The sequence below is a fragment of the Gellertiella hungarica genome (assembly GCF_014197145.1).
Classification (GTDB): domain Bacteria; phylum Pseudomonadota; class Alphaproteobacteria; order Rhizobiales; family Rhizobiaceae; genus Gellertiella; species Gellertiella hungarica.
Genome location: NZ_JACIEZ010000003.1, coordinates 435,972 through 455,150 on the forward strand (window position 1 = coordinate 435,972; position 19,179 = coordinate 455,150).

Sequence of the window (19,179 nt, forward strand, 5' to 3'; positions counted from 1 at the left end):
CCGGCTGGACGGGGCAGTTCTCCGAAACGTTTTAAGCCTCGAATATTTCCCTGATTTCAGCGGCATGGCGCCACGATTTGCCACAAATCGCTGGGGCGCTTCGTTTGAGGCCAATGCCGCGGAAAGGCAAGCCTTAATTCGCGATTTTCGCCTGCATGTCGGTGCCATGGGTGGCGGCAAGCTTGCGCAGTTCTGCAAGCTGCTTCTGGTACTCGGCCTCGGTGACCGTTCCCGCATTCCGGGAGGCGGTGAGAGCGGACATCTGCGCCTGCAGTCTGGTCGCCTCGGAATCTTCCATCTGCTTGTTTGCAGCCGTCATGGGCTGGCCGAAGGTGGGATAGGTGCCACTGTTGGCCATGACCGGCTTGACGTCGGCCACCGGCTGCGCTCCCGTCACGACAGGCTTCGGCGCAAATTGCGCGGCAGTCTGCGGCGTCGCCGTGCTGCAGGCTGCCAGCGCAGCTCCGGCACCGGCGAGAGAGAGCGCGAGAACGGTTTTCCTGTACATCATATCGGCCTGCAAGCTGTTGACAAAAAGCAAGAATTCCCGTCGCCGTCATCTGCCTGACATGCCCCCGGCCCTATCGGGAGGACATAACCTAGACGAGAGTTGAAACCTCTTGCGCTGGTACTTGTATTCAATTTCGGTCAGAATGTACAAACAGAAATGGATGGCCATGCACCGGAGGACACTGCGTGACCGACAAGACGGAAGAGGCTGCTCGAGGCGGCGCCACGTTCGGCACAATCGATCCGAAGGCGATGGAACCCTATATCGTCAAGGACCCCGAGGCCATGGCCATGAATGTGGCCCGGATGGTCGAGAACCTCGGCAAGGCCGCTTCCGCGTGGATCGAACCGCGCGAAAAGGGCGAGGTTGCCGATACCGTGTCCGAGCCCATGGCCGACATGGTGAAGACCATGTCGAAGGTCACCGAGTACTGGATGTCCGATCCGCGGCGCGCGCTTGAGGCCCAGACCCATCTTCTGGGCAGCTATTTCGAAATCTGGTCCCGTAGCCTCAGGAGGCTTGCGGAGGAGCCGGGGAAGGAAACCCCGGATCCGCTGCGGAAGGAAAAGCGCTTTTCCGATGCGGACTGGGTGAAGAACCCCTTTTTCGACGTTCTGAGGCAGGTCTACATCGTCACGGCTGACTGGGCAGAGCGGCTTGTGGCCGATACCCAGGGACTGGACGAGCACACGCGCCACAAGGCGCAGTTCTACATGCGCCAGATCACGGCCGCGCTGTCTCCTGCTAACTTTGTCGCGACGAACCCGGAGCTCTACCGGGAGACCATCGCCAGCAACGGCGCCAATCTGGTCAAAGGCATGAAGATGCTGGCGGAAGACATCCGCGCCGGCCATGGCGAACTGCGCATCCGCCAGACGGACACCTCGAAGTTCGCGGTCGGCAAGAACCTCGCGACCACGCCCGGCCAGGTCATCGCGCAAAGCGATGTTTGCCAGGTGATCCAGTATCAGGCGACGACGGACAAGGTGCTGAAGCGCCCGCTCCTCATCTGCCCGCCCTGGATCAACAAGTTCTACATTCTCGACCTCAACCCGCAGAAATCCTTCATCAAGTGGTGCGTGGATCAGGGGCATACCGTCTTCGTCATCTCGTGGGTCAACCCGGACGAGCGCCACAAGGACAAGGACTGGGAGTCCTATATCCGCGAGGGTGTCGATTTCGCGCTGGAGACGATCGAGAAGGCGACCGGCGAGAAGGAGGTGAATGCCATCGGCTACTGCGTCGGCGGAACGCTGCTGACGGCGGCACTGGCCCTGCATGCCAAGGAAAAGAACCGGCGCATCCGCTCCGCGACGCTGTTCACCACGCAGGTGGATTTTACCCATGCCGGAGACCTCAAGGTCTTCGTCGACGAGGAGCAGCTTTCCGCGCTCGAAAACCGCATGTCGGAACACGGCTATCTCGATGGCTCGAAGATGGCCGCTGCCTTCAACATGCTGCGCTCCTCGGAGCTCATCTGGCCCTATTTCGTCAACAACTATCTGAAGGGACAGGAGCCCCTGCCCTTCGACCTGCTCTACTGGAACTCCGATTCCACCCGGATGCCGGCAGCCAACCATTCCTACTATCTGCGGAACTGCTACCTCAACAACACGCTCTCCAAGGGAGAGATGATGCTGGCGGGCAAGAAGCTCGCACTGAAGGACATCACGATCCCGATCTACAATCTGGCAACCCGCGAAGACCACATCGCGCCCGCGCAATCGGTGTTCCTGGGCTCCCAGAAATTCGGCGGCCCGGTCGATTTCGTGCTCACCGGCTCCGGCCACATTGCCGGCGTCGTGAACCCTCCGGACAAGGGCAAATACCAGTTCTGGACCGGAGGACCGGCCAGGGGCAACTATGCGGACTGGTTCAAAGATGCAAAGGAAACACCCGGCTCCTGGTGGCCTCACTGGCATGCCTGGATCGAGGCGCAGGACGACAGGAAGGTCAGGGCGCGCGTTCCGGGCGGCGGCCATCTCAATGCCATCGAGGAAGCGCCGGGCTCCTACGTCATGGCGCGCGTCTGACGAGCGGAGCGACAGGAGCAAGGTGCTTTTCGAAAGACCTCTGAAGCCGGGACGGCTGATCCAGCGCTACAAGCGCTTCCTGTTCGACGCGGCGCTTGCAGACGGCTCCGTGATTACCGGTTCCTGCCCGAATACCGGATCCATGCTGGGGCTGACCGCGCCGGGAAGCCTGATCTACATGTCCGAGCATGACAGTCCGACGCGCAAGTACCGCCACATGCTGGAGATCGTGGAAGCGGACGGGACACTCGTCGGGATCAATACGGGCCTGCCCAACAGGCTCGGCGAGGAAGCGATCCGGGCCGGCCTGCTCCCTGGGCTCGACGCCTATCCGGTGATCGAGCGCGAGCGGAAATACGGACGCAACTCCCGCATCGACCTGCTGCTGTCGGGCCCCGGAGACGCCAGGGTCTATGTGGAGGTGAAGAATGTCCACTTCATCCGCAGCCCCGGTCTCGCGGAGTTTCCCGACACCGTAACGGCCCGTGGCGCGAAGCATCTGGAAGAGCTCGGCGACATGGTGGAGGCCGGTCACCGGGCGGTGATGCTCTACCTCATCCAGCGCGAGGATTGCCGTCGCTTCTCGCTCTCGGCCGACCTCGACCCGGTTTACGGCGCTGCCTTCCGGCGCGCGCGGCAGCGGGGTGTCGAGGCCTTTGCGGTGAAATGCCGGGTTTCGCCCACGGAAATTGCGCCTCTTCAGGCAATCCCGATGGACGAGCACGCCTTGCCTGCTTTATGAACAGGTAACAGCGATTTGATCCGGATATCTTTCCATGGTGAATTACATCGAAGCCTTTTCCGCGCCGATGCGCAATACCGGCGCCATCAGGCTTTACGGGCCGGAGGGGTTCGAGGGCATGCGCAAGGCCTGCCAGCTCACGGCGCGTTGCCTCGATGAACTTGTGCCTCTGGTGAAGCCGGGCGTTACCACCAATGCCATCGACCGTTTCGTCTTCGAATTCGGGATGGACAACGGCGCCCTGCCCGCGACGCTCAATTACCGCGGCTATACGAAATCGAGCTGCACCTCGATCAACCACGTGATCTGCCACGGCATTCCCGATGACAAGCCGCTGCGCGAAGGCGACATCGTCAACATCGACGTGACCTATGTGGTGGATGGATGGCACGGCGATTCCAGCCGCATGTATCCCGTCGGCGAGATCAAGCGCGCTGCAGAGCGGCTGCTCGAGGTCACCTATGAATGCCTGCTGCGGGGCATCGCCGCCGTTCGGCCGGGCGCCCGCACCGGCGCCATCGGCGAGGCCATCCAGACTTATGCGGAAGCAGAGCGCTGCTCGGTGGTCCGGGATTTCTGCGGCCATGGCGTCGGCAAGCTCTTCCACGATGCGCCAAACATCCTTCACTACGGACGCACCGACGAGGGTCCGGAATTGCGCGAGGGCATGATCTTCACCATCGAGCCGATGATCAATCTCGGCCGTCCGCATGTAAAGGTTCTGTCCGACGGCTGGACTGCCGTTTCCCGCGACCGCTCGCTGTCTGCCCAGTATGAACATGCTGTCGGCGTCACGGCCACCGGATGCGAGGTCTTCACGCTTTCGCCCGGCGGCTTCGACCGGCCCGGCCTGCCGCCGCTGAAGGGCTGAACCATGCGGCAGGGCTTTCCTTTCACCAGAAGAAGGGTCTGACCCATGGGCCGCCGACCGCCGACCGCGCCGGAAGATGACCTGTTCCCCCTTGCAGGGACGGAGCGCGACGAGGCGGAGGCCGACGAGCGCGGATTTTTCCTCGACTCCGCAGCGGCCGGTCGCGGCGATGCGCGCCGGTCCGGTCCCACCCCCGAAAAGCCGCCCGCCCACTATCACGGGCATCGGGACCGCTTGCGGGAGCGCTTCCGCGACAACGGCGAAGCTGCTCTTGCCGACTACGAGCTGCTCGAGCTTTTCCTCTTCCGGCTTATTCCCCGCCGGGACACGAAGCCGATAGCCAAGGCCCTGATCGACCGTTTCGGCAGTCTGGGCGGCGTCTTCGGTGCCTCTCCCGCGCTTTTGCAGGAGATCGACGGGATCGGTGAGACGGTTGCGCTGGAGTTGAAGCTCTTCTCCGCGCTTTCGAGCCGCGTGCTCAAGCGCCAGATCAAGGGCAAGCAGGTTCTCGCATCCTGGGCGGCGGTGATCGACTACTGCCACGCCGCCATGGCCTACGAGCCGGTGGAACAGTTTCGCATCCTGTTCCTCGACAAGCGCAATGCCCTGATCGCAGATGAAATCCAGGGACGCGGAACGGTGGATCACACGCCTGTCTATCCGCGCGAAGTGGTGAAGCGGGCACTGGAACTCTCCGCAACCGCGATCATACTGGTCCACAATCACCCGTCCGGCGATCCGACGCCCTCGCGGGCGGATATCGACATGACGAAGAGGATCATCGATACCGCAAGCCCGATGGGCATCACCGTTCATGACCACATCATCATCGGCAAGGACGGTCATGCGAGCCTGAAAGGGCTCAGAATGATATAAGTCAAGTCCCGGCAAAATCCGGATCACAAGGCTCCGGAACGCGTCGCTAACGAAACAGTTATCTTGATCTGTTAAGCATACAGCTTAACGGGTGAGTGACCCCAGGGCAGAAATTCAACCACAAGGGTTCGGTAGCTTCATGATCCATTACGATTTCATCGTCGTCGGAAGTGGTCCGGCGGGCCGCCGCGGCGCCATCCAGGCCGCAAAGCTCGGCAAGCGCGTGCTCGTGATCGAAAAGGGCACCCGGGTGGGCGGCGTATCGGTTCACACCGGAACCATCCCTTCTAAAACGCTCCGCGAAACCGCGCTGAACCTGACCGGCTGGCGCGAACGCGGCTTTTACGGACGCAGCTACCGCGTGAAGCAGGAAATCAGCGCGGAGGACCTGCGCCGGCGCCTTCTCATCACGCTTGATCATGAAGTCGAGGTGCTCGAGCATCAGTTTGCCCGCAATCGCGTGCAGCACATGCGGGGCAAGGCCACCTTCATCGATCGCCACACGCTGGAAGTGGAAAAGGCGGATGGCGAAGTCGTGCGGGTTCACGGCAATGCCATCCTGCTGGCAGTGGGAACGCGCCCGCACCGTCCCTCCCACATCCCCTTCGACGGCAAGTCTGTGCTCGACAGCGACGAGCTGCTCGACATCCGGGAGCTGCCGCGATCCATGGTGGTCATCGGCGCGGGCGTCATCGGCATCGAATATGCCACCATCTTCAGCGCGCTCGACACGGCCGTGACGGTGGTCGAGCCGCGCAACAGCATGCTCGATTTCATCGACAAGGAAATCGTCGAGGACTTCTCCTACCAGCTCCGCGACCGCAACATGAAGCTGCTCTTCGGCCAGACGGCGGAGAAGGTGGAGCGGGAGGAGAACGGCAAGGCGCGGGTCTTCCTGCAGAACGGCCGTGTCCTGAGTGCCGACATGGTACTCTTTGCCGCCGGCCGCGTCGGGGCGACCGACACCCTCAACCTTGCTGCAGCAGGCCTCGAGGCGGATAATCGCGGCCGCCTGAAGGTGAATCCGGAGACGTTCCAGACGGATGTTCCGAACATCTATGCAGCGGGCGATGTCGTGGGCTTCCCGAGCCTTGCCTCCACCTCGATGGAACAGGGCCGCATCGCCTCCCGCCACGCCGTCGGCGCCCCCTATCAGGACCCCCCGCAGTATTTCCCCTACGGCATCTACGCGGTACCGGAGATCTCGACCTGCGGCCTCACGGAAGAAGAGGTCAAGCAGCGGGGCATTCCCTATGAATGCGGCATCGCACGCTTCCGCGAAACCTCGCGCGGACACATCATGGGTCTCGACAACGGCATGCTGAAGATGATCTTCTCGCTGAAGACCCGCCGCCTGCTCGGCGTCCACATCGTCGGCGAAGGCGCTACCGAGCTGGTGCATATCGGACAGGCCGTGCTGAACCTGAAGGGCACGGTGGAATACTTCGTCGAAAACACCTTCAACTACCCGACCCTTGCCGAAGCCTACAAGATCGCCGGCCTCGATGCGTGGAACCGCATGGGTGAAATCGAGCGTCCCGCACAGCAACAGCAGACGGCGGCAAAAAGCGCGTAAGGCGGAAACCTTCGGCCTGCGCCTCGCCTCTGGAACTGCGCTCTGACCCCAAAACAAGGAAAACCCGCCGGATCGCTCCGGCGGGTTTCTTGATTTGGGGAAGGATGCGCCGGATTACTCGGCGCTTTCCTCGGAGGCCTTCTTCTTCGGAGCGGCCTTCTTCTTAGGAGCCGGAGCTTCTTCGCCTTCGGCAGCCGCTTCGGCCTTGGCGGCCTTCTTCTTCGGCGCGGCCTTCTTTTCAGACTTGGTTTCGGAAGCCTCGTCCTCGTCGTCAGCCATCAGCTCTTCCTTGGAAACGACCTTGTCGGTCACGTCGATCTGCGACAGCAGGTGGTCGACGACCTTTTCTTCGAAGATCGGAGCGCGCAGCGAAGCGGCGGCACCCGGGGTCTTGCGGAAGAACTCGATGATTTCCTTTTCCTGGCCCGGGAACTGGCGCAGCTGATCATAGAGGGCGCGCTGCATTTCGTCTTCGGAAACCTCGATACCGGCCTTTTCACCGATTTCGGAAAGCACGAGGCCGAGACGGACGCGGCGCTCTGCGAGCTTGCGATATTCTTCGCGAGCCTTCTCTTCCGTGGTGTCTTCGTCTTCGAAGGTCTTGCCGGACTGGGCGAGATCGGTGTTGATCTGGCGCCAGATGTTGTCGAACTCGGCGTCAACCAGGCGGGACGGCGTTTCGAACTGATAGAGGCCGTCGAGCTGGTCCAGGATCTGGCGCTTCAGCTTCTGGCGGGTGACCGAGCCATACTGGCCTTCGATCTGGCCGCGGACGATTTCCTTCAGCTTTTCGGCGGATTCGACGCCAAGCTTGGAAGCGAGTTCGTCGTTGATCTCGACTTCGCCCGGAGCGGCCACTTCCTTGACCGTGATGTCGAAGGTCGCTTCCTTGCCGGCGAGGTTCGTGGCCGGGTAATCGGCCGGGAAGGTTACGGTGATGACCTTCTCGTCGCCAGCCTTGAGGCCGACGAGCTGCTCTTCGAAGCCGGGGATGAAGCGGCCGGAGCCGAGAACGAGCTGTGCGTCCTCATCCTTGCCGCCGTCGAACGGAACGCCGTCGACCTTGCCGAGGTAATCCATGGTCACACGGTCGCCTTCGGCGGCCTTGCCCTTCTTCGGCTCGTAGGAACGGGCGCTTTCGGCAATGCGCTTGATCTGCTCGGTGACTTCGTCTTCGGCGATCTCGACGACTTCGCGGGTGACCTTGATGCCATCGACCGACTTCAGCTCGAAGGACGGGATGACTTCATAGGACAGGGTGAACTCGAAATCGGCCTGTGCGGACAGGATCTTTTCCGCTTCGTCCTGATCCTCGGTCATGGAGACCTCGGGCTGGGTGGCGGACTTTTCGCCACGCTCGGTCAGGATGGCGGTCGGACGCTCGCGGACGATCTCGTTGACCAGCTCGGCCATGATCGACTTGCCGTACATCTTCTTCAGATGAGCGACCGGAACCTTGCCGGGACGGAAGCCGTTGATGCGGACCCGATCCTTGGCATCGGCCAGGCGCTCGTTCATCTGAGCTTCCATGTCCTTGGCCGGAATGACGACCTTCAATTCGCGCTTCAGGCCTTCCGAGAGCGTTTCGATTACCTGCATGTTCGTACCTTCATTTCGTGGCGGCCGTGCCCAGCCAGCCGGTTGTTCGGTGGGCACGGCGACGGGAGATTCCCGCGCGCGGCCGAGTAAGAAAATTCCTTTACATCCTGCCCTGCAAGATGGCGCCGGAACGGTTCATACCGCAAACCAGGCTTTCGCCCCGTCGCGGCAAGCGGCTATCATGGTGCGGGTAGAGAGACTCGAACTCCCACGCTTTTGGCGCTTGGACCTAAACCAAGTGCGTCTACCAATTCCGCCATACCCGCGTCCCTGAATCCAATGCCTGCGCAAAGGCCTTCCGGAGCGCGGCGTCTCTATATCACCCGTTTTGGCCTGCGCAAAGGGAAAATGACGCTCCCGTGAACCTCGTCCGCCCTTTACGGAGCGGACGGCGCGGCGGCGCCTTCGGGTGGCAGCACGCGAAGCGATGCAATCCGCGAGGAACCATCCTCGAGCACCCGCGCCTCGACCAGGATGCGGCTGCCATTGCGCGCTTCCTCCAGCGCCTTGCCCTCGCCTTCCGGCACGTAATAGCGCTCGAGGCCATAATCTGCCCGCAGTACGGACGGCTTCTCGGCGGAAGGCTCGAACCGGAAGGGGAGCGACCGGATGACCACCCGTCCCTCCGAGGGGATGAGCGGGAAGAATGACGCCTCTGCGGCATGCCATGTGCCATCCGCATCCGGCACCAGAGCGACATATAATGTCTGATCCCCTGCTTCGGTTGGCCATTCTCCTGTTATCAGCGCGGTATCCAGTGCGGAGAAGTCGTAGGCGAGGACGACATATTCCCCGCGCAGGAGATCGCGCGGATCGACCGGTACGGTCTTCAGCGTCACGGGCGTGCCGTTCGCCAGGATGTCTTCGCTGCCTTTCATCATGGCGGCGAGGATGCCCGTCTGCAGGCCTGCGGCAAGGAGGGCAGCCACGATCAGGCGGCGGCGGGTCAGGTGCGTGTCAAGGAGCATGATCAGACCTCTCTTGGCTCTTGGCGCGCGCCGAAGCGCTTCTCCAGGCGGATGACGAGCCATGCGACGAGCCCGAGGAACAGCCCCGAGAGCAGGAAGATGCCCGAGGTGCCGAGCATCGAGCCGATGACCTCCATGGAGAGATACAGAAGCTCGCCGGCGAAGACGACATAGCCGAGATAGCGGATCGCACCGTTGTCCCGGCCTTCAAGGGCGATACCCAGAACTGCAAAAGCGGCGGCGAGTATCGCCGGAACAGCCTCATGGAGGGCCGAGCTGTCGCTGCCGAAGAAGTTGCCCACGTCGATCTGCCAGAGCAGGAGACCCATGAGCGCCAGCACGAAGCTGTAAAAGGCCGGTGCCGGGCCTGCAGCGCGCGCCAGCCGGTGAAGCGGCGAGGCAGGCAGCGCGGCGGCGAGGAACAGCAGCGTCCCCACGACCGCGATCTGCCAGGCCGGCAAGCCGAGCCGGTGATCCACGTAGATGCGCGCCACCCAGGCGAGACCGACAAGATAGGAAAGATGCCGGGCGCGCATCGCCCCCGTATAGTAGGCGAGCGCCACCACCACCAGCGCCTGCACGGGCGTTGCAAAGAACCAGGGATCCGACACCACGAAATCGCTGTGATCGATCAGCAATCCGAACTGGAACCAGGAAAGGAGGCCGGCGAAATAGGTCAGCGGTGACGAGCGGAACAGCAGCGCCGAGACCGTGCACATGATGAACCAGACCAGATTGGCGGACAGGCCGTCTCCAGAGATATGGTACATTTGCGCGATCAACGCGATCGAGGCTCCGAACGTGGCGGTGCCGAGCACCAGGAAGATACCCGGCAGGTAATTGGAGCCCCTGATCGCGGTGTAGGCGGCCGCGCCGTGGAATGCCCAGAGCGCCGCAAGCAGCAGCCCTACCCGCAACGTGCGCTCCATCCCCTCCCAGTTTGCCGCGACGAACAGCAGGATCGCGGCCGCAATCAGCACCGCGGCAAGCATCATCAGCACGCGGCCGACCGTGAAACTGTGCGGCCGTGCGTCGTATTCCTGCATCAAGGCCTCTGCCGTCGCAGCCGGCAATAGCCCCTTTGCAACCCAAAGGTCGAAGTCTTTCTTCAGTCTGCCCCGATACATCGTGGTCCCCGCTTGTTTTGCCCGACCCTAACGCAGTTGAAAGCAGGCTGAAAGCATCAGCTGCCCGAGAGAACCGCATTTGTTCGTTCCGGTGCAGTCCGTGCACAAAATTTCATCTGCAGCGAGCATGCGTTAAGCTTCCGGTAAGGATTTTGCGAGAAACTGGCAACAAGGCGAAAGATTGCGCCTTGATATGCATGAAGAGCATGTCTTTCTCCGCTTTTCCGGAGTTCGCGGCCCTTTTGATGCCGCGCAATGCGTCCTTTGTCTCCCAGTCCATTTCGCAGTGTGATCCACCGGATCTTGCGCGGGTTTTGCCATTTTTCACTGCACCGGATGGCCAGTCCGGTGTCTGCGACCGCCTTTCGAAGCTCCCTTCTCCTCCCGGGCGAGCTTCGACGCCGGCCGGATCCCCTCCTCCTCCCGGGGCCGGCCTCAACTAGAAGCCCTTCGGCGAATGGCGCCGAAGGGCTTTTTTTTTCACACCCATTCCGGGGAAATACGTAGGGAAAACCCCTTGTTTTTACTCCTGGGGCCAAAAAGTGGCGGCGTAGAGCGGGGAATCGACGGTTTATGACAGCAAAATGGCGTTAAATCCTCCCCGTTATGCGCTTCTCGCATAGGTGACATGAGAGATACGCGCTGTTCATTTTGTGCGTCGCAACATATAACCGGCTCAACGAATTCGGCAGGCGCACCCAAGACCGCCGCCACAACAAGTGTAGAAGGAAGACGAAAATGAACATCGCACGCAGCTTCAGCAACTGGCGCAAGTACCGTCAGACCGTCAACGAACTCGGCCGCATGTCCAACCGCGAACTGCACGACCTGGGTATCCACCGCTCGGAAATCCGTCGCGTCGCCAAGGAAGCCGTCGGCATCTGATTTTGCCCCGTGATCGTCGATCAGACGATCGATCTGGGTTTGAAATACGGTAAAATGGAAGCGCCCCACCTCGGGGCGCTTTCTTTTTTGCCGCTATCCTGCAAAACGGCTTACATCAGGCCTTGCGAATGAATGACGCGATCCCGATAAAGCGACACTGTCGTTTTGTTCGGATTGCGACTTGTGGATCCATGGAAAAGACGCAAATACGCCTCCATTCGTCCCTTGTTCCGGATTAGAAGATCGCCAACCGCCAAGCGAGCCGTTCCTCCCCGGACGTTGCACTAACCGGCCATCCGGAAATTGCATATCAGCTTGGCGAATATTGCAGTGCACATCACTCCTGTACGAGTGTATAAGAAACACAACGAAACGATGAAGCGCAGCGCTTCAAGACCGAACTGAACGAAGGATGACGACCATGAACCCGATTCGCGCAGCAAAGAACTGGATCAACTACCGCCGCACCCTGAACGAGCTGGGCTCGCTCTCGAACCAGACCCTCAATGACATCGGCATCACCCGCCATGACATCCGCTCCATCGCGGCTCGCAATTTCCGTTAATCGCGCCGGTCACGCGTAGCGATTACCGAAAGACGGCGCCCTTGAGGCGCCGTTTTTGATTCCGGGCAATTGGAACGCCCCGCGGCCCGTGATATGGAGCCGCTCATGACAGATCACAGCCTTCACAAACCCATTCACGTCATTGGCGGCGGCCTCGCCGGATCGGAAGCCGCCTGGCAGATTGCCGAGGCCGGCATACCCGTCATCCTTCACGAGATGCGCGGCGTGCGCGGCACCGATGCGCACAAGACCGACGGTCTGGCGGAGCTCGTCTGCTCCAACTCGTTCCGCTCCGACGATGCGACGAGCAACGCCGTCGGGGTCATTCATGCGGAAATGCGCATGGCCGGATCCCTGATCATGCGGGCGGCGGATGCCAATCAGGTCCCCGCCGGCGGCGCGCTGGCGGTCGATCGGGAGGGTTTTTCGGAAGCGGTGACGAAGGCCATAAGCACTCACCCGCTGATTACCGTCTCCCGCGAGGAGATCCAGGGGCTGCCGCCTGCCGATTGGGACAACACCATCATTGCGACCGGTCCGCTGACATCGCCTTCCCTTGCCGAAGCCATTCGTGCGGAGACGGGAGAGGACGCCCTCGCCTTTTTCGATGCCATCGCGCCTATCGTCCACCGCGAGAGCATCAACATGGACGTCTGCTGGTATCAGTCGCGCTACGACAAGGTCGGGCCCGGCGGCAACGGCAAGGACTACATCAACTGCCCGATGGACGAGGCGCAGTACAATGCCTTTGTCGATGCATTGATTGCCGGCGATGCTGTTGGCTTCAAGGAGTGGGAAGGCACGCCCTATTTCGACGGATGCCTGCCGATCGAGGTCATGGCCGAGCGCGGCCGCGAAACGCTGCGGCATGGACCGATGAAGCCGATGGGCCTTACCAATGCCCATAACCCGACCGTCAAGCCCTATGCCGTGGTGCAACTTCGCCAGGACAATGCCCTCGGCACGCTCTACAATATGGTCGGCTTTCAGACGAAGCTGAAATACGGGGCCCAGGCAGACATCTTCCGGATGATTCCCGGGCTGGAGAATGCGGAATTCGCCCGGCTCGGCGGCCTTCACCGCAACACTTATATCCAGTCGCCCATCCTGCTCGCTCCGACGCTTGCGCTGCGCAAGCGGCCGGGCCTGCGGTTTGCCGGACAGATTACCGGCTGCGAAGGCTATGTGGAAAGCGCTAGCATCGGCCTTCTCGCCGGGCGTTTCGCTGCAGCAGAGCGCATGGGCCGGACGCCGTCGACGCCCCCTGCCGCATCGGCGCTCGGAGCCCTGCTCAACCACATTACCGGCGGACACATCGTTTCGGATGACGAGCCGGGCAAGCGGTCTTTCCAGCCGATGAACATCAATTTCGGACTGTTCCCGGAGCTCGAGCCTGGCGCCATGGTGCGTCCGGAAGGCTCGAAGCGGTTGCGCGGCAAGGAAAAAACCGTCTTCAAGCGCCAGCTTCTTGCAAAGCGGGCGCTCGAGGCCTGCAGGGAATGGCTGGATCGGGGTCTGTTCGCCTGAGCGAACCTGCGGATGAGATGAACTGAGGTGCCGGCCTAGCTGCCGGCCCTGCTCGCCATGGCCACCTTGCCGGCCTCCGGCACGTAATTTCCGAGCAGCCACAGGGAAACTTCCGCCGCATCCTGCGGGCTTGGAAACACGAAGGTCCCGCTCAGATGGGCGGCATCGGCAAAGTCGATGCGAAGGCCCTTGCCGTCGGGCGTGCCAGCGACATGCACCGTTCCCGGCTCGATCAAATGGCAACCATAGTGACCGCGCATGTTGCGCATGAATCCTGCCTTGTTGTCATGCAGGCGAACGAAGAGCACCTCGCCATCGGCGGTCGCATGCAGCTGGCGGATGGCTTCGTTGGGGAAGGCGCGGCCGAACTCGAGGATGGCCGCACCCGTATCGCGGAAGCCCCTCTCCTCGTTCTTCTCGCCCAGCCGGTTGGCCGCATAGGCGGCCCAGAGGACCGCAGCCATCAGGATTGCCCAGGTCACCATGCCGAACGTCATTCAAGCTCCTCCATATGCCGCTTCTCAGAGAGAACGCCTGCTGTGCGTTAACAGACGAAACTTGCACGTGACTGGCAAGTGGCCACCTCAGAAGCGACGGCGCCAGAGCATCAAGGCCATGAAAAGCTGCCGGCGCCATTGCGGTGCACGCAGGCCTCCCTCAAGCGCCAGTGCGGGGGAGCGCGCTGCCTTGTCGAGAACCCGCCGCACAAGCGCCACGGGCAGATAGGCGGGCACAAGCCTTTCCGGAAGGCTGGATCCCGCAGGCAATGTCCGTCGCAGGTGATCGAGTCCGAGGCCCGCAAAAGCTTCGATGGCCGCCGACAGCCGTGGCTTGTCCGTGCCGGCGAGGAATGCCTCACGATCGAGGCCGGTCGCCGCGAGTATCTCGCGCGGGACCAGCACCTGGCCCCGGGCCCTATGAACCGGCAGCAGCAGCAGGGCGCCGGCCACCGCCTGTGCGACCCCCGCATGCCCGGCCGTTTCCGCCTGACCCAGAGCCGCTTCCGGATCGAGGACCAGGCTTACCAGCTGGATGAGCGCCGAAGCCGTTTCCCCCGCATAGCCTTCGAAGGCCTGAACGCTTTCCATCGGGTCGTCGTAGAGGTCGAAGATGCGCGCCTCGCTCATGGCAACCAGCGGGGCGACGGGAAGCTTGTAGGTGCGGACGGCTTCGAGAAGTTCGGCTGCGAGGGGGTTCGCCTCGCTGGAGCCATGGGCGCTGCCCTCGAGCAGATCGCGCCAGTATTGCAGGCGCACCTCTCCCGGAAGAGGTTCCCGGACCAGATCCCTCACCCGCGCCAGTTCGGCATGATAGGCATAGAGTGCGGCGAGCGGCCGTCTCTTGTCCTCCGGCGACAGGAGAACCGCCAGATAGCGGTCGACATCCGTCTCCCTGAGACCGGCAAGGGTGATGGCGGCGTTGTCCGATGGCTCTGCCATCGCTCACACCGCAATCAGCGCGGCGGCCACCGCGCGGGATTCGGCCAGCATGATGTTGTAGGTGCGCACCGCCGCCCCCGTGCTCATGGGGTCGCTGCCGATGCCCTTTTCCCGCAGCGCCGCCTTCAGCGCCGCAGGAAGAGGCACGAGGCTCCTGCCGGTTCCCACCAGCAGCACCTCGATGCCCTCGGCTTCCGCAATCACGCGGGCGAAAAGGTCCGGTGTCAGAGCGGCCCCCTCCTCGGCGTCCCAGCCATGGATGCCGGACGGCAGGCACAGGATCGATCCCCGGTGCGACATGTCGGCAAAGCGGAAACCGCCATTGCCATAGGCATCTATCGGTGCACGGCCCGGAAAGTGAGCCTGCCGGATTTCGATCCCCCGCGCCATCAGACCGCCGCTTCGCCGACATCGGGCGTCTTGGCGTCCTCTTCCTTCTGGAAGACATCAGGACGGAGCCGGAAGGCGATGAGCACCGGCGCCGCGATGTAGATGGAGGAGAAAGTGCCAACGGCCACGCCGAAGAGCATTGCGAAGGTGAACGAGCGGATAACCTCGCCGCCGAAGAGATAGAGCCCCAGAAGAGCGATCAGGGTCGTTGCCGACGTGAGGATGGTACGCGACAGCGTGGTGTTGATCGACGTGTCGATCAGCACCGGAAGCGGCATCTTCTTGAACCGGCGCAGGTTCTCGCGCATGCGGTCATACACCACCACCGTGTCGTTCAGCGAATAGCCGACGATGGTCAGGATGGCCGCGATACTGGTGAGATTGAATTCCGCGCCCGTGAAGACGAAGAGGCCGAGGGTCAGGATCACGTCGTGCAGCGTGGCGATGATCGCGCCCAGCGCAAACTGCCACTCGAAGCGCACCCAGATGTAGATCAGGATGGCCGCCAGCGACGCCAGAACGCCCAGCGTTGCCATGGTGGTCAGCTCGCCCGAAACGGACGGTCCGACGACCTCCACGCGACGGAACTCGTAGGTATCCTCGAGTTCGCTGCGGATCAGGTTCACGGCCGATTGCTCGGCGTTCTCCCCGCCCTCCTGGGCCTGGACGCGAACCAGCGCACTTGCCGGATCGCCGAAACCCTGGGCCTGGATTTCGCCGAGGTTGAGCTCGCTCAGGCGCTCGCGGATGTCGCCCAGATCGGCGTCGCCCTGCTTCGCCTTCAGCTCGATGATCGAACCGCCCTTGAAGTCGATGCCGAGATTGAGGCCAATCGTTGCAAAGCCCACGACCGAGGCCAGCGAGAGCACCGCCGTCACGATGAAGGTGTAGCGGCGGAAGCCCATGAAGCCGATGTTGGTTCCGTCGAACATGCCGGTGCGTACGCCCTTCGGCAGGTGCTTGGGACGGCTGCGCCGAACCCAGAAGGCCACCATGCCGCGGCTGAGGCTGTAAGCGGCGAAAACGGTCGTGATGATACCGATGGACAGCGTCACGGCAAAGCCGCGGACGGGGCCGGTGCCCATGTAGAACAGGATCACGGCAGCAATCAGCGTGGTGACGTTGGCGTCGATGATGGTGCCCCAGGCACGTTCGAAGCCGATGTCGAGAGCCTGGACGAAACTGCGGCCATTGCGCACTTCTTCGCGAACGCGCTCGTAGATCAGAACGTTGGAGTCCACCGCCTGACCCATGGTCAGAACGATGCCGGCGATGCCTGGCAGCGTCAGCGTCGCTCCGATCATGCTCAGCAGGGCCATGATCAGCAGCAGGTTCGCGATGAGCGCGATGTTGGCGATCAGGCCGAGGAAGCCATAGAAGAAGAACATGAAGAGGAATACGGCAACCGCCGAGATGATCGACGCCACGAGCCCTGCCGAAATGGAGTCGGCGCCGAGGCTCGGGCCAACGGTGCGTTCTTCCACGACGGTCAGCGTGGCCGGGAGTGCACCCGCGCGCAGAAGCACGGCGAGGTCGTTGGCGGTTTCAACCGTGAAGTTGCCCGAGATCTGGCCCGAGCCGCCGATGATCGGTTCGTTGATGCGCGGAGCGGAAATGACCTGGTTGTCGAGAATGATGGCGAAGGGCTTGCCGACATTCTGCTGAGTCGCCTCGGCAAAGCGCAGTGCCCCCTTCGAGTTGAAGCGGAAGCTGACGACCGGTTCGCTGTTCTGCTGGTTGATGCTGGCCTGCGCATCGACAAGATCTTCGCCCGAGACCAGGACCCGCTTCTCGACCACATAGGGCACCGGCGGATCGTCCTGAGAGTAAAGCACCTCGGTTCCGGCCGGCGGGCGGCCATTGATGGCCTCCTGCACCGGGACGGAGAGGTCCACCATGCGGAAGGTCAGCTTGGCCGTCTGGTTCAGCAGCGCCTTGAGGCGCTGGGGATCCTGAAGGCCGGGCACCTGAACGATGATGCGGTCCTGACCCTGCCGCTGGATCAGGGGCTCGGTCGTGCCGAGTTCGTCGACGCGGCGGCGCACCACTTCGATGGACTGCGTGACGGCGGAGGTGATGCGATAATTGATGCCGTCATCGGTGATGTTGATCTTGAGAAGACCGTCCTGGCCCTCCTCGAGCGTCGCCTCCTGAATGGACCCGCCGGTGAGGCCACCGACGCTCACCAGCGCGGTCAGGGGCTTCAGGGCCTCCTTCGCGGCCTCCACCTGGTTCACGTCGCTGATCCGCACCTGGACCGCCTGCCCCACACCGGCAAGCCCGGTGTAGCGGATGTTGGCCTGCCGAAGGTTCTGACGCACATCGCCTACCGTCTGCTCAAGGCGCTCCTTGATGATGTCGGCGCGCTCGAGCTTGAGCATGATGTGCGATCCGCCCTGCAGATCGAGACCCAGCGTAACGCGCTTGTGCGGCAGGAAGGACGGGAAGCGCGCCAGGAAATCGTCGCTGACCATGTTGGGCAGCACGACAACCAGGCTGGCAATCATCGTGAGCCAAATGGCGATGGTTTTCCACCGGGAGAAGTAAAGCATGTGTGTCTCGATTTCTTGACGCGTACGAAGGCCGACCGGAGGAGCGGCCCGTTATTCCGACTTGACGGGTTCGCCCTTGACGCGGACGTCGGCGACGAAGGAGCGCACGATGCGCACGCGGACGCCATCGGCGATCTCGACTTCCAGTTCGTTGTCGTCGACGACCTTGGTGACCTTGCCCACCACGCCGCCGCCGGTGACGACCTGATCGCCGCGGCGGATGTTCTTCAGCGTTTCCTCGCGGCGCTTGCGCTGCTGGGTCTGCGGCCGGATGAGAAGGAAGTACCATACGACCATCAGCGGCACGAAGAGCACAAACATTTCCATGCCCGAGCCGAATACGCTCGAGGTGGCATCGCCGGCTGCAGTCTGGGCATAGGCTTCGGTGATAAACATCAAAAAGCTCCTGAATTCTTCCATTGGCGCGTGGCTGCCGCACCCGCGCGGGACCGGCGGAATATAGCTGCGAACGCCGTGAATACAACTGGGGACGCCCCGCAGCCGTACCGTTTCCAGCGCTCTTAGCCTTTTCGCTTCGGAAAGATCATGGTAGCGGGGTTCGAAGTGGCGAAATAAATCGCCTTTTCCCTGCATATCCGCCCGGAGAACGCGCCATGGACGAAGGCAAACTGGACCTGTTGCTGAAAGAACTTCGCCGTCTGGCGGAAGCGACCGAACGCCTGGCAGGACCTGCGCCCGCCGAAAACGACCTGTCGGCCGCCGACTGTTTCGTCTGGTCTCCCGCAACCCGCTTTCTGCAGCCGGTTCCCCGGCCGAACCGCATCGCCCTCAAGCTGATCCGCGGTGTCGATCACGTGCGCGACATCCTCCACGAAAACACCATCCGCTTTGCGGAGGGTTTCGCGGCAAACAATGTCCTTCTCTGGGGTGCCCGCGGCATGGGCAAGTCGTCTCTGGTCAAGTCGGTCCATGCCGATGTGCGCAGCGCAGTCGCGCCGGACCTGAAGCTGGTCGAGGTTCACCGGGAGGACATCTCCACCCTCCCCGCCTTCCTCGACATCCTGAAGTCGAGGCCGGAGCGGTTCATCCTGTTCTGCGACGACCTGTCCTTCGACCATGACGATACGGCCTACAAGTCGCTCAAGGCCGCGCTCGACGGCGGCGTTGAAGGCCGGCCCGACAATGTGGTCTTTTACGCCACGTCCAACAGGCGCCACCTGCTTCCACGCAACATGATCGAGAACGAGCAATCGACCGCCATCAATCCCTCGGAGGCGGTTGAGGAAAAGGTCTCCCTGTCGGATCGTTTCGGCCTGTGGCTCGGCTTCCACAAGTGCAGCCAGGACGACTATCTCGCCATGATCGACGGCTATGCAGCCCACTATGCACTCGAGCTTGCGCCGGATGAGCTCCACCGCGAAGCGCTGGAATGGGCAACGACGCGTGGCGGTCGCTCCGGACGCGTGGCCTGGCAGTATATTCAGGACCTCGCCGGGCGGCAGAGAAAGCCGATGAATCGGGATTGATCCCGTCACAGCAAAAACCCGGCCTGGAGCC

The 19,179-nt window shown here is 62.3% G+C and carries 18 protein-coding genes and 1 tRNA gene; 9 read left to right on the forward strand and 10 right to left on the reverse strand.

What is annotated here, in order from left to right; genetic code table 11:
• Positions 1 to 133: 133 nt before the first annotated feature.
• Positions 134 to 511, reverse strand: coding sequence for a hypothetical protein (locus GGR23_RS10665; protein ID WP_183366248.1), 378 nt, complete (start codon positions 509 to 511; stop codon positions 134 to 136).
• Positions 512 to 762: 251 nt separating this feature from the next.
• Here GGR23_RS10665 and GGR23_RS10670 point away from each other — a divergent pair, with 251 nt between their 5' ends.
• From GGR23_RS10670 to sthA, 5 genes are all read left to right on the forward strand, one after another.
• On the forward strand, positions 763 to 2,544 hold the full coding sequence (locus tag GGR23_RS10670; protein ID WP_183366389.1) for a PHA/PHB synthase family protein: 1,782 nt from the start codon (positions 763 to 765) through the stop codon (positions 2,542 to 2,544).
• A 22-nt stretch (positions 2,545 to 2,566) separates the two neighbouring features.
• Entirely contained in the window at positions 2,567 to 3,286 is a 720-nt protein-coding gene (sfsA, locus tag GGR23_RS10675) for a DNA/RNA nuclease SfsA (RefSeq protein ID WP_183366249.1), read from the forward strand.
• A 34-nt stretch (positions 3,287 to 3,320) separates the two neighbouring features.
• Positions 3,321 to 4,157 carry a type I methionyl aminopeptidase gene (map, locus tag GGR23_RS10680; RefSeq protein ID WP_183366250.1) on the forward strand — a complete coding sequence of 279 codons (837 nt, stop codon included), beginning with the start codon at positions 3,321 to 3,323 and terminating at the stop codon, positions 4,155 to 4,157.
• A 45-nt stretch (positions 4,158 to 4,202) separates the two neighbouring features.
• Positions 4,203 to 5,033 carry a RadC family protein gene (gene radC / locus GGR23_RS10685; protein ID WP_183366251.1) on the forward strand — a complete coding sequence of 277 codons (831 nt, stop codon included), beginning with the start codon at positions 4,203 to 4,205 and terminating at the stop codon, positions 5,031 to 5,033.
• Positions 5,034 to 5,172: 139 nt separating this feature from the next.
• A complete protein-coding gene (gene sthA / locus GGR23_RS10690; RefSeq protein ID WP_183366252.1) occupies positions 5,173 to 6,609 on the forward strand; it encodes a Si-specific NAD(P)(+) transhydrogenase in 1,437 nt (478 codons plus the stop codon).
• Between the two features lie 114 nt (positions 6,610 to 6,723).
• Here the strand turns inward: sthA and tig are convergent, their stop codons facing one another.
• The 4 genes from tig to GGR23_RS10710 form a co-directional block, all read right to left on the reverse strand.
• The gene (gene tig / locus GGR23_RS10695) at positions 6,724 to 8,208 is read right to left on the reverse strand and encodes a trigger factor (protein WP_183366253.1); all 1,485 of its coding nucleotides are present in this window, start codon (positions 8,206 to 8,208) and stop codon (positions 6,724 to 6,726) included.
• Between the two features lie 182 nt (positions 8,209 to 8,390).
• Positions 8,391 to 8,474: transfer RNA gene (locus GGR23_RS10700), tRNA-Leu, on the reverse strand.
• A 111-nt stretch (positions 8,475 to 8,585) separates the two neighbouring features.
• Complete coding sequence (locus GGR23_RS10705; protein WP_183366254.1) at positions 8,586 to 9,176, reverse strand: GDYXXLXY domain-containing protein; 591 nt, start codon at positions 9,174 to 9,176, stop codon at positions 8,586 to 8,588.
• A gap of 2 nt (positions 9,177 to 9,178) precedes the next feature.
• Complete coding sequence (locus GGR23_RS10710) at positions 9,179 to 10,303, reverse strand: DUF2157 domain-containing protein (protein ID WP_183366255.1); 1,125 nt, start codon at positions 10,301 to 10,303, stop codon at positions 9,179 to 9,181.
• A 738-nt stretch (positions 10,304 to 11,041) separates the two neighbouring features.
• On the opposite strand from GGR23_RS10710, the gene GGR23_RS10715 reads away from it, so the two are divergent.
• From GGR23_RS10715 to trmFO, 3 genes are all read left to right on the forward strand, one after another.
• On the forward strand, positions 11,042 to 11,188 hold the full coding sequence (locus tag GGR23_RS10715) for a DUF1127 domain-containing protein (RefSeq protein WP_183366256.1): 147 nt from the start codon (positions 11,042 to 11,044) through the stop codon (positions 11,186 to 11,188).
• Positions 11,189 to 11,609: 421 nt separating this feature from the next.
• Positions 11,610 to 11,753 (forward strand): DUF1127 domain-containing protein, encoded by a 144-nt coding sequence (locus GGR23_RS10720; protein ID WP_183366257.1) that lies wholly within the window; start codon positions 11,610 to 11,612, stop codon positions 11,751 to 11,753.
• Between the two features lie 105 nt (positions 11,754 to 11,858).
• Positions 11,859 to 13,280, forward strand: coding sequence for a methylenetetrahydrofolate--tRNA-(uracil(54)-C(5))-methyltransferase (FADH(2)-oxidizing) TrmFO (gene trmFO / locus GGR23_RS10725; protein WP_183366258.1), 1,422 nt, complete (start codon positions 11,859 to 11,861; stop codon positions 13,278 to 13,280).
• Between the two features lie 35 nt (positions 13,281 to 13,315).
• Here the strand turns inward: trmFO and GGR23_RS10730 are convergent, their stop codons facing one another.
• From GGR23_RS10730 to yajC, 5 genes are all read right to left on the reverse strand, one after another.
• Entirely contained in the window at positions 13,316 to 13,777 is a 462-nt protein-coding gene (locus GGR23_RS10730) for a hypothetical protein (protein WP_183366259.1), read from the reverse strand.
• 87 nt (positions 13,778 to 13,864) lie between these two features.
• Positions 13,865 to 14,719 carry a phytoene/squalene synthase family protein gene (locus GGR23_RS10735; RefSeq protein ID WP_183366260.1) on the reverse strand — a complete coding sequence of 285 codons (855 nt, stop codon included), beginning with the start codon at positions 14,717 to 14,719 and terminating at the stop codon, positions 13,865 to 13,867.
• Between the two features lie 3 nt (positions 14,720 to 14,722).
• Positions 14,723 to 15,109, reverse strand: coding sequence for an Mth938-like domain-containing protein (locus tag GGR23_RS10740; protein ID WP_183366261.1), 387 nt, complete (start codon positions 15,107 to 15,109; stop codon positions 14,723 to 14,725).
• A complete protein-coding gene (gene secDF, locus GGR23_RS10745) occupies positions 15,109 to 17,661 on the reverse strand; it encodes a protein translocase subunit SecDF (protein WP_183366262.1) in 2,553 nt (850 codons plus the stop codon). Before secDF ends, GGR23_RS10740 begins: the two co-directional genes overlap by 1 nt.
• A 51-nt stretch (positions 17,662 to 17,712) precedes the next feature.
• Positions 17,713 to 18,057: a preprotein translocase subunit YajC gene (yajC, locus tag GGR23_RS10750; RefSeq protein ID WP_183366263.1), complete on the reverse strand. Its 345-nt coding sequence runs from the start codon at positions 18,055 to 18,057 to the stop codon at positions 17,713 to 17,715.
• Between the two features lie 218 nt (positions 18,058 to 18,275).
• On the opposite strand from yajC, the gene GGR23_RS10755 reads away from it, so the two are divergent.
• Entirely contained in the window at positions 18,276 to 19,148 is an 873-nt protein-coding gene (locus GGR23_RS10755; RefSeq protein ID WP_183366264.1) for an ATP-binding protein, read from the forward strand.
• Positions 19,149 to 19,179: the final 31 nt, after the last annotated feature.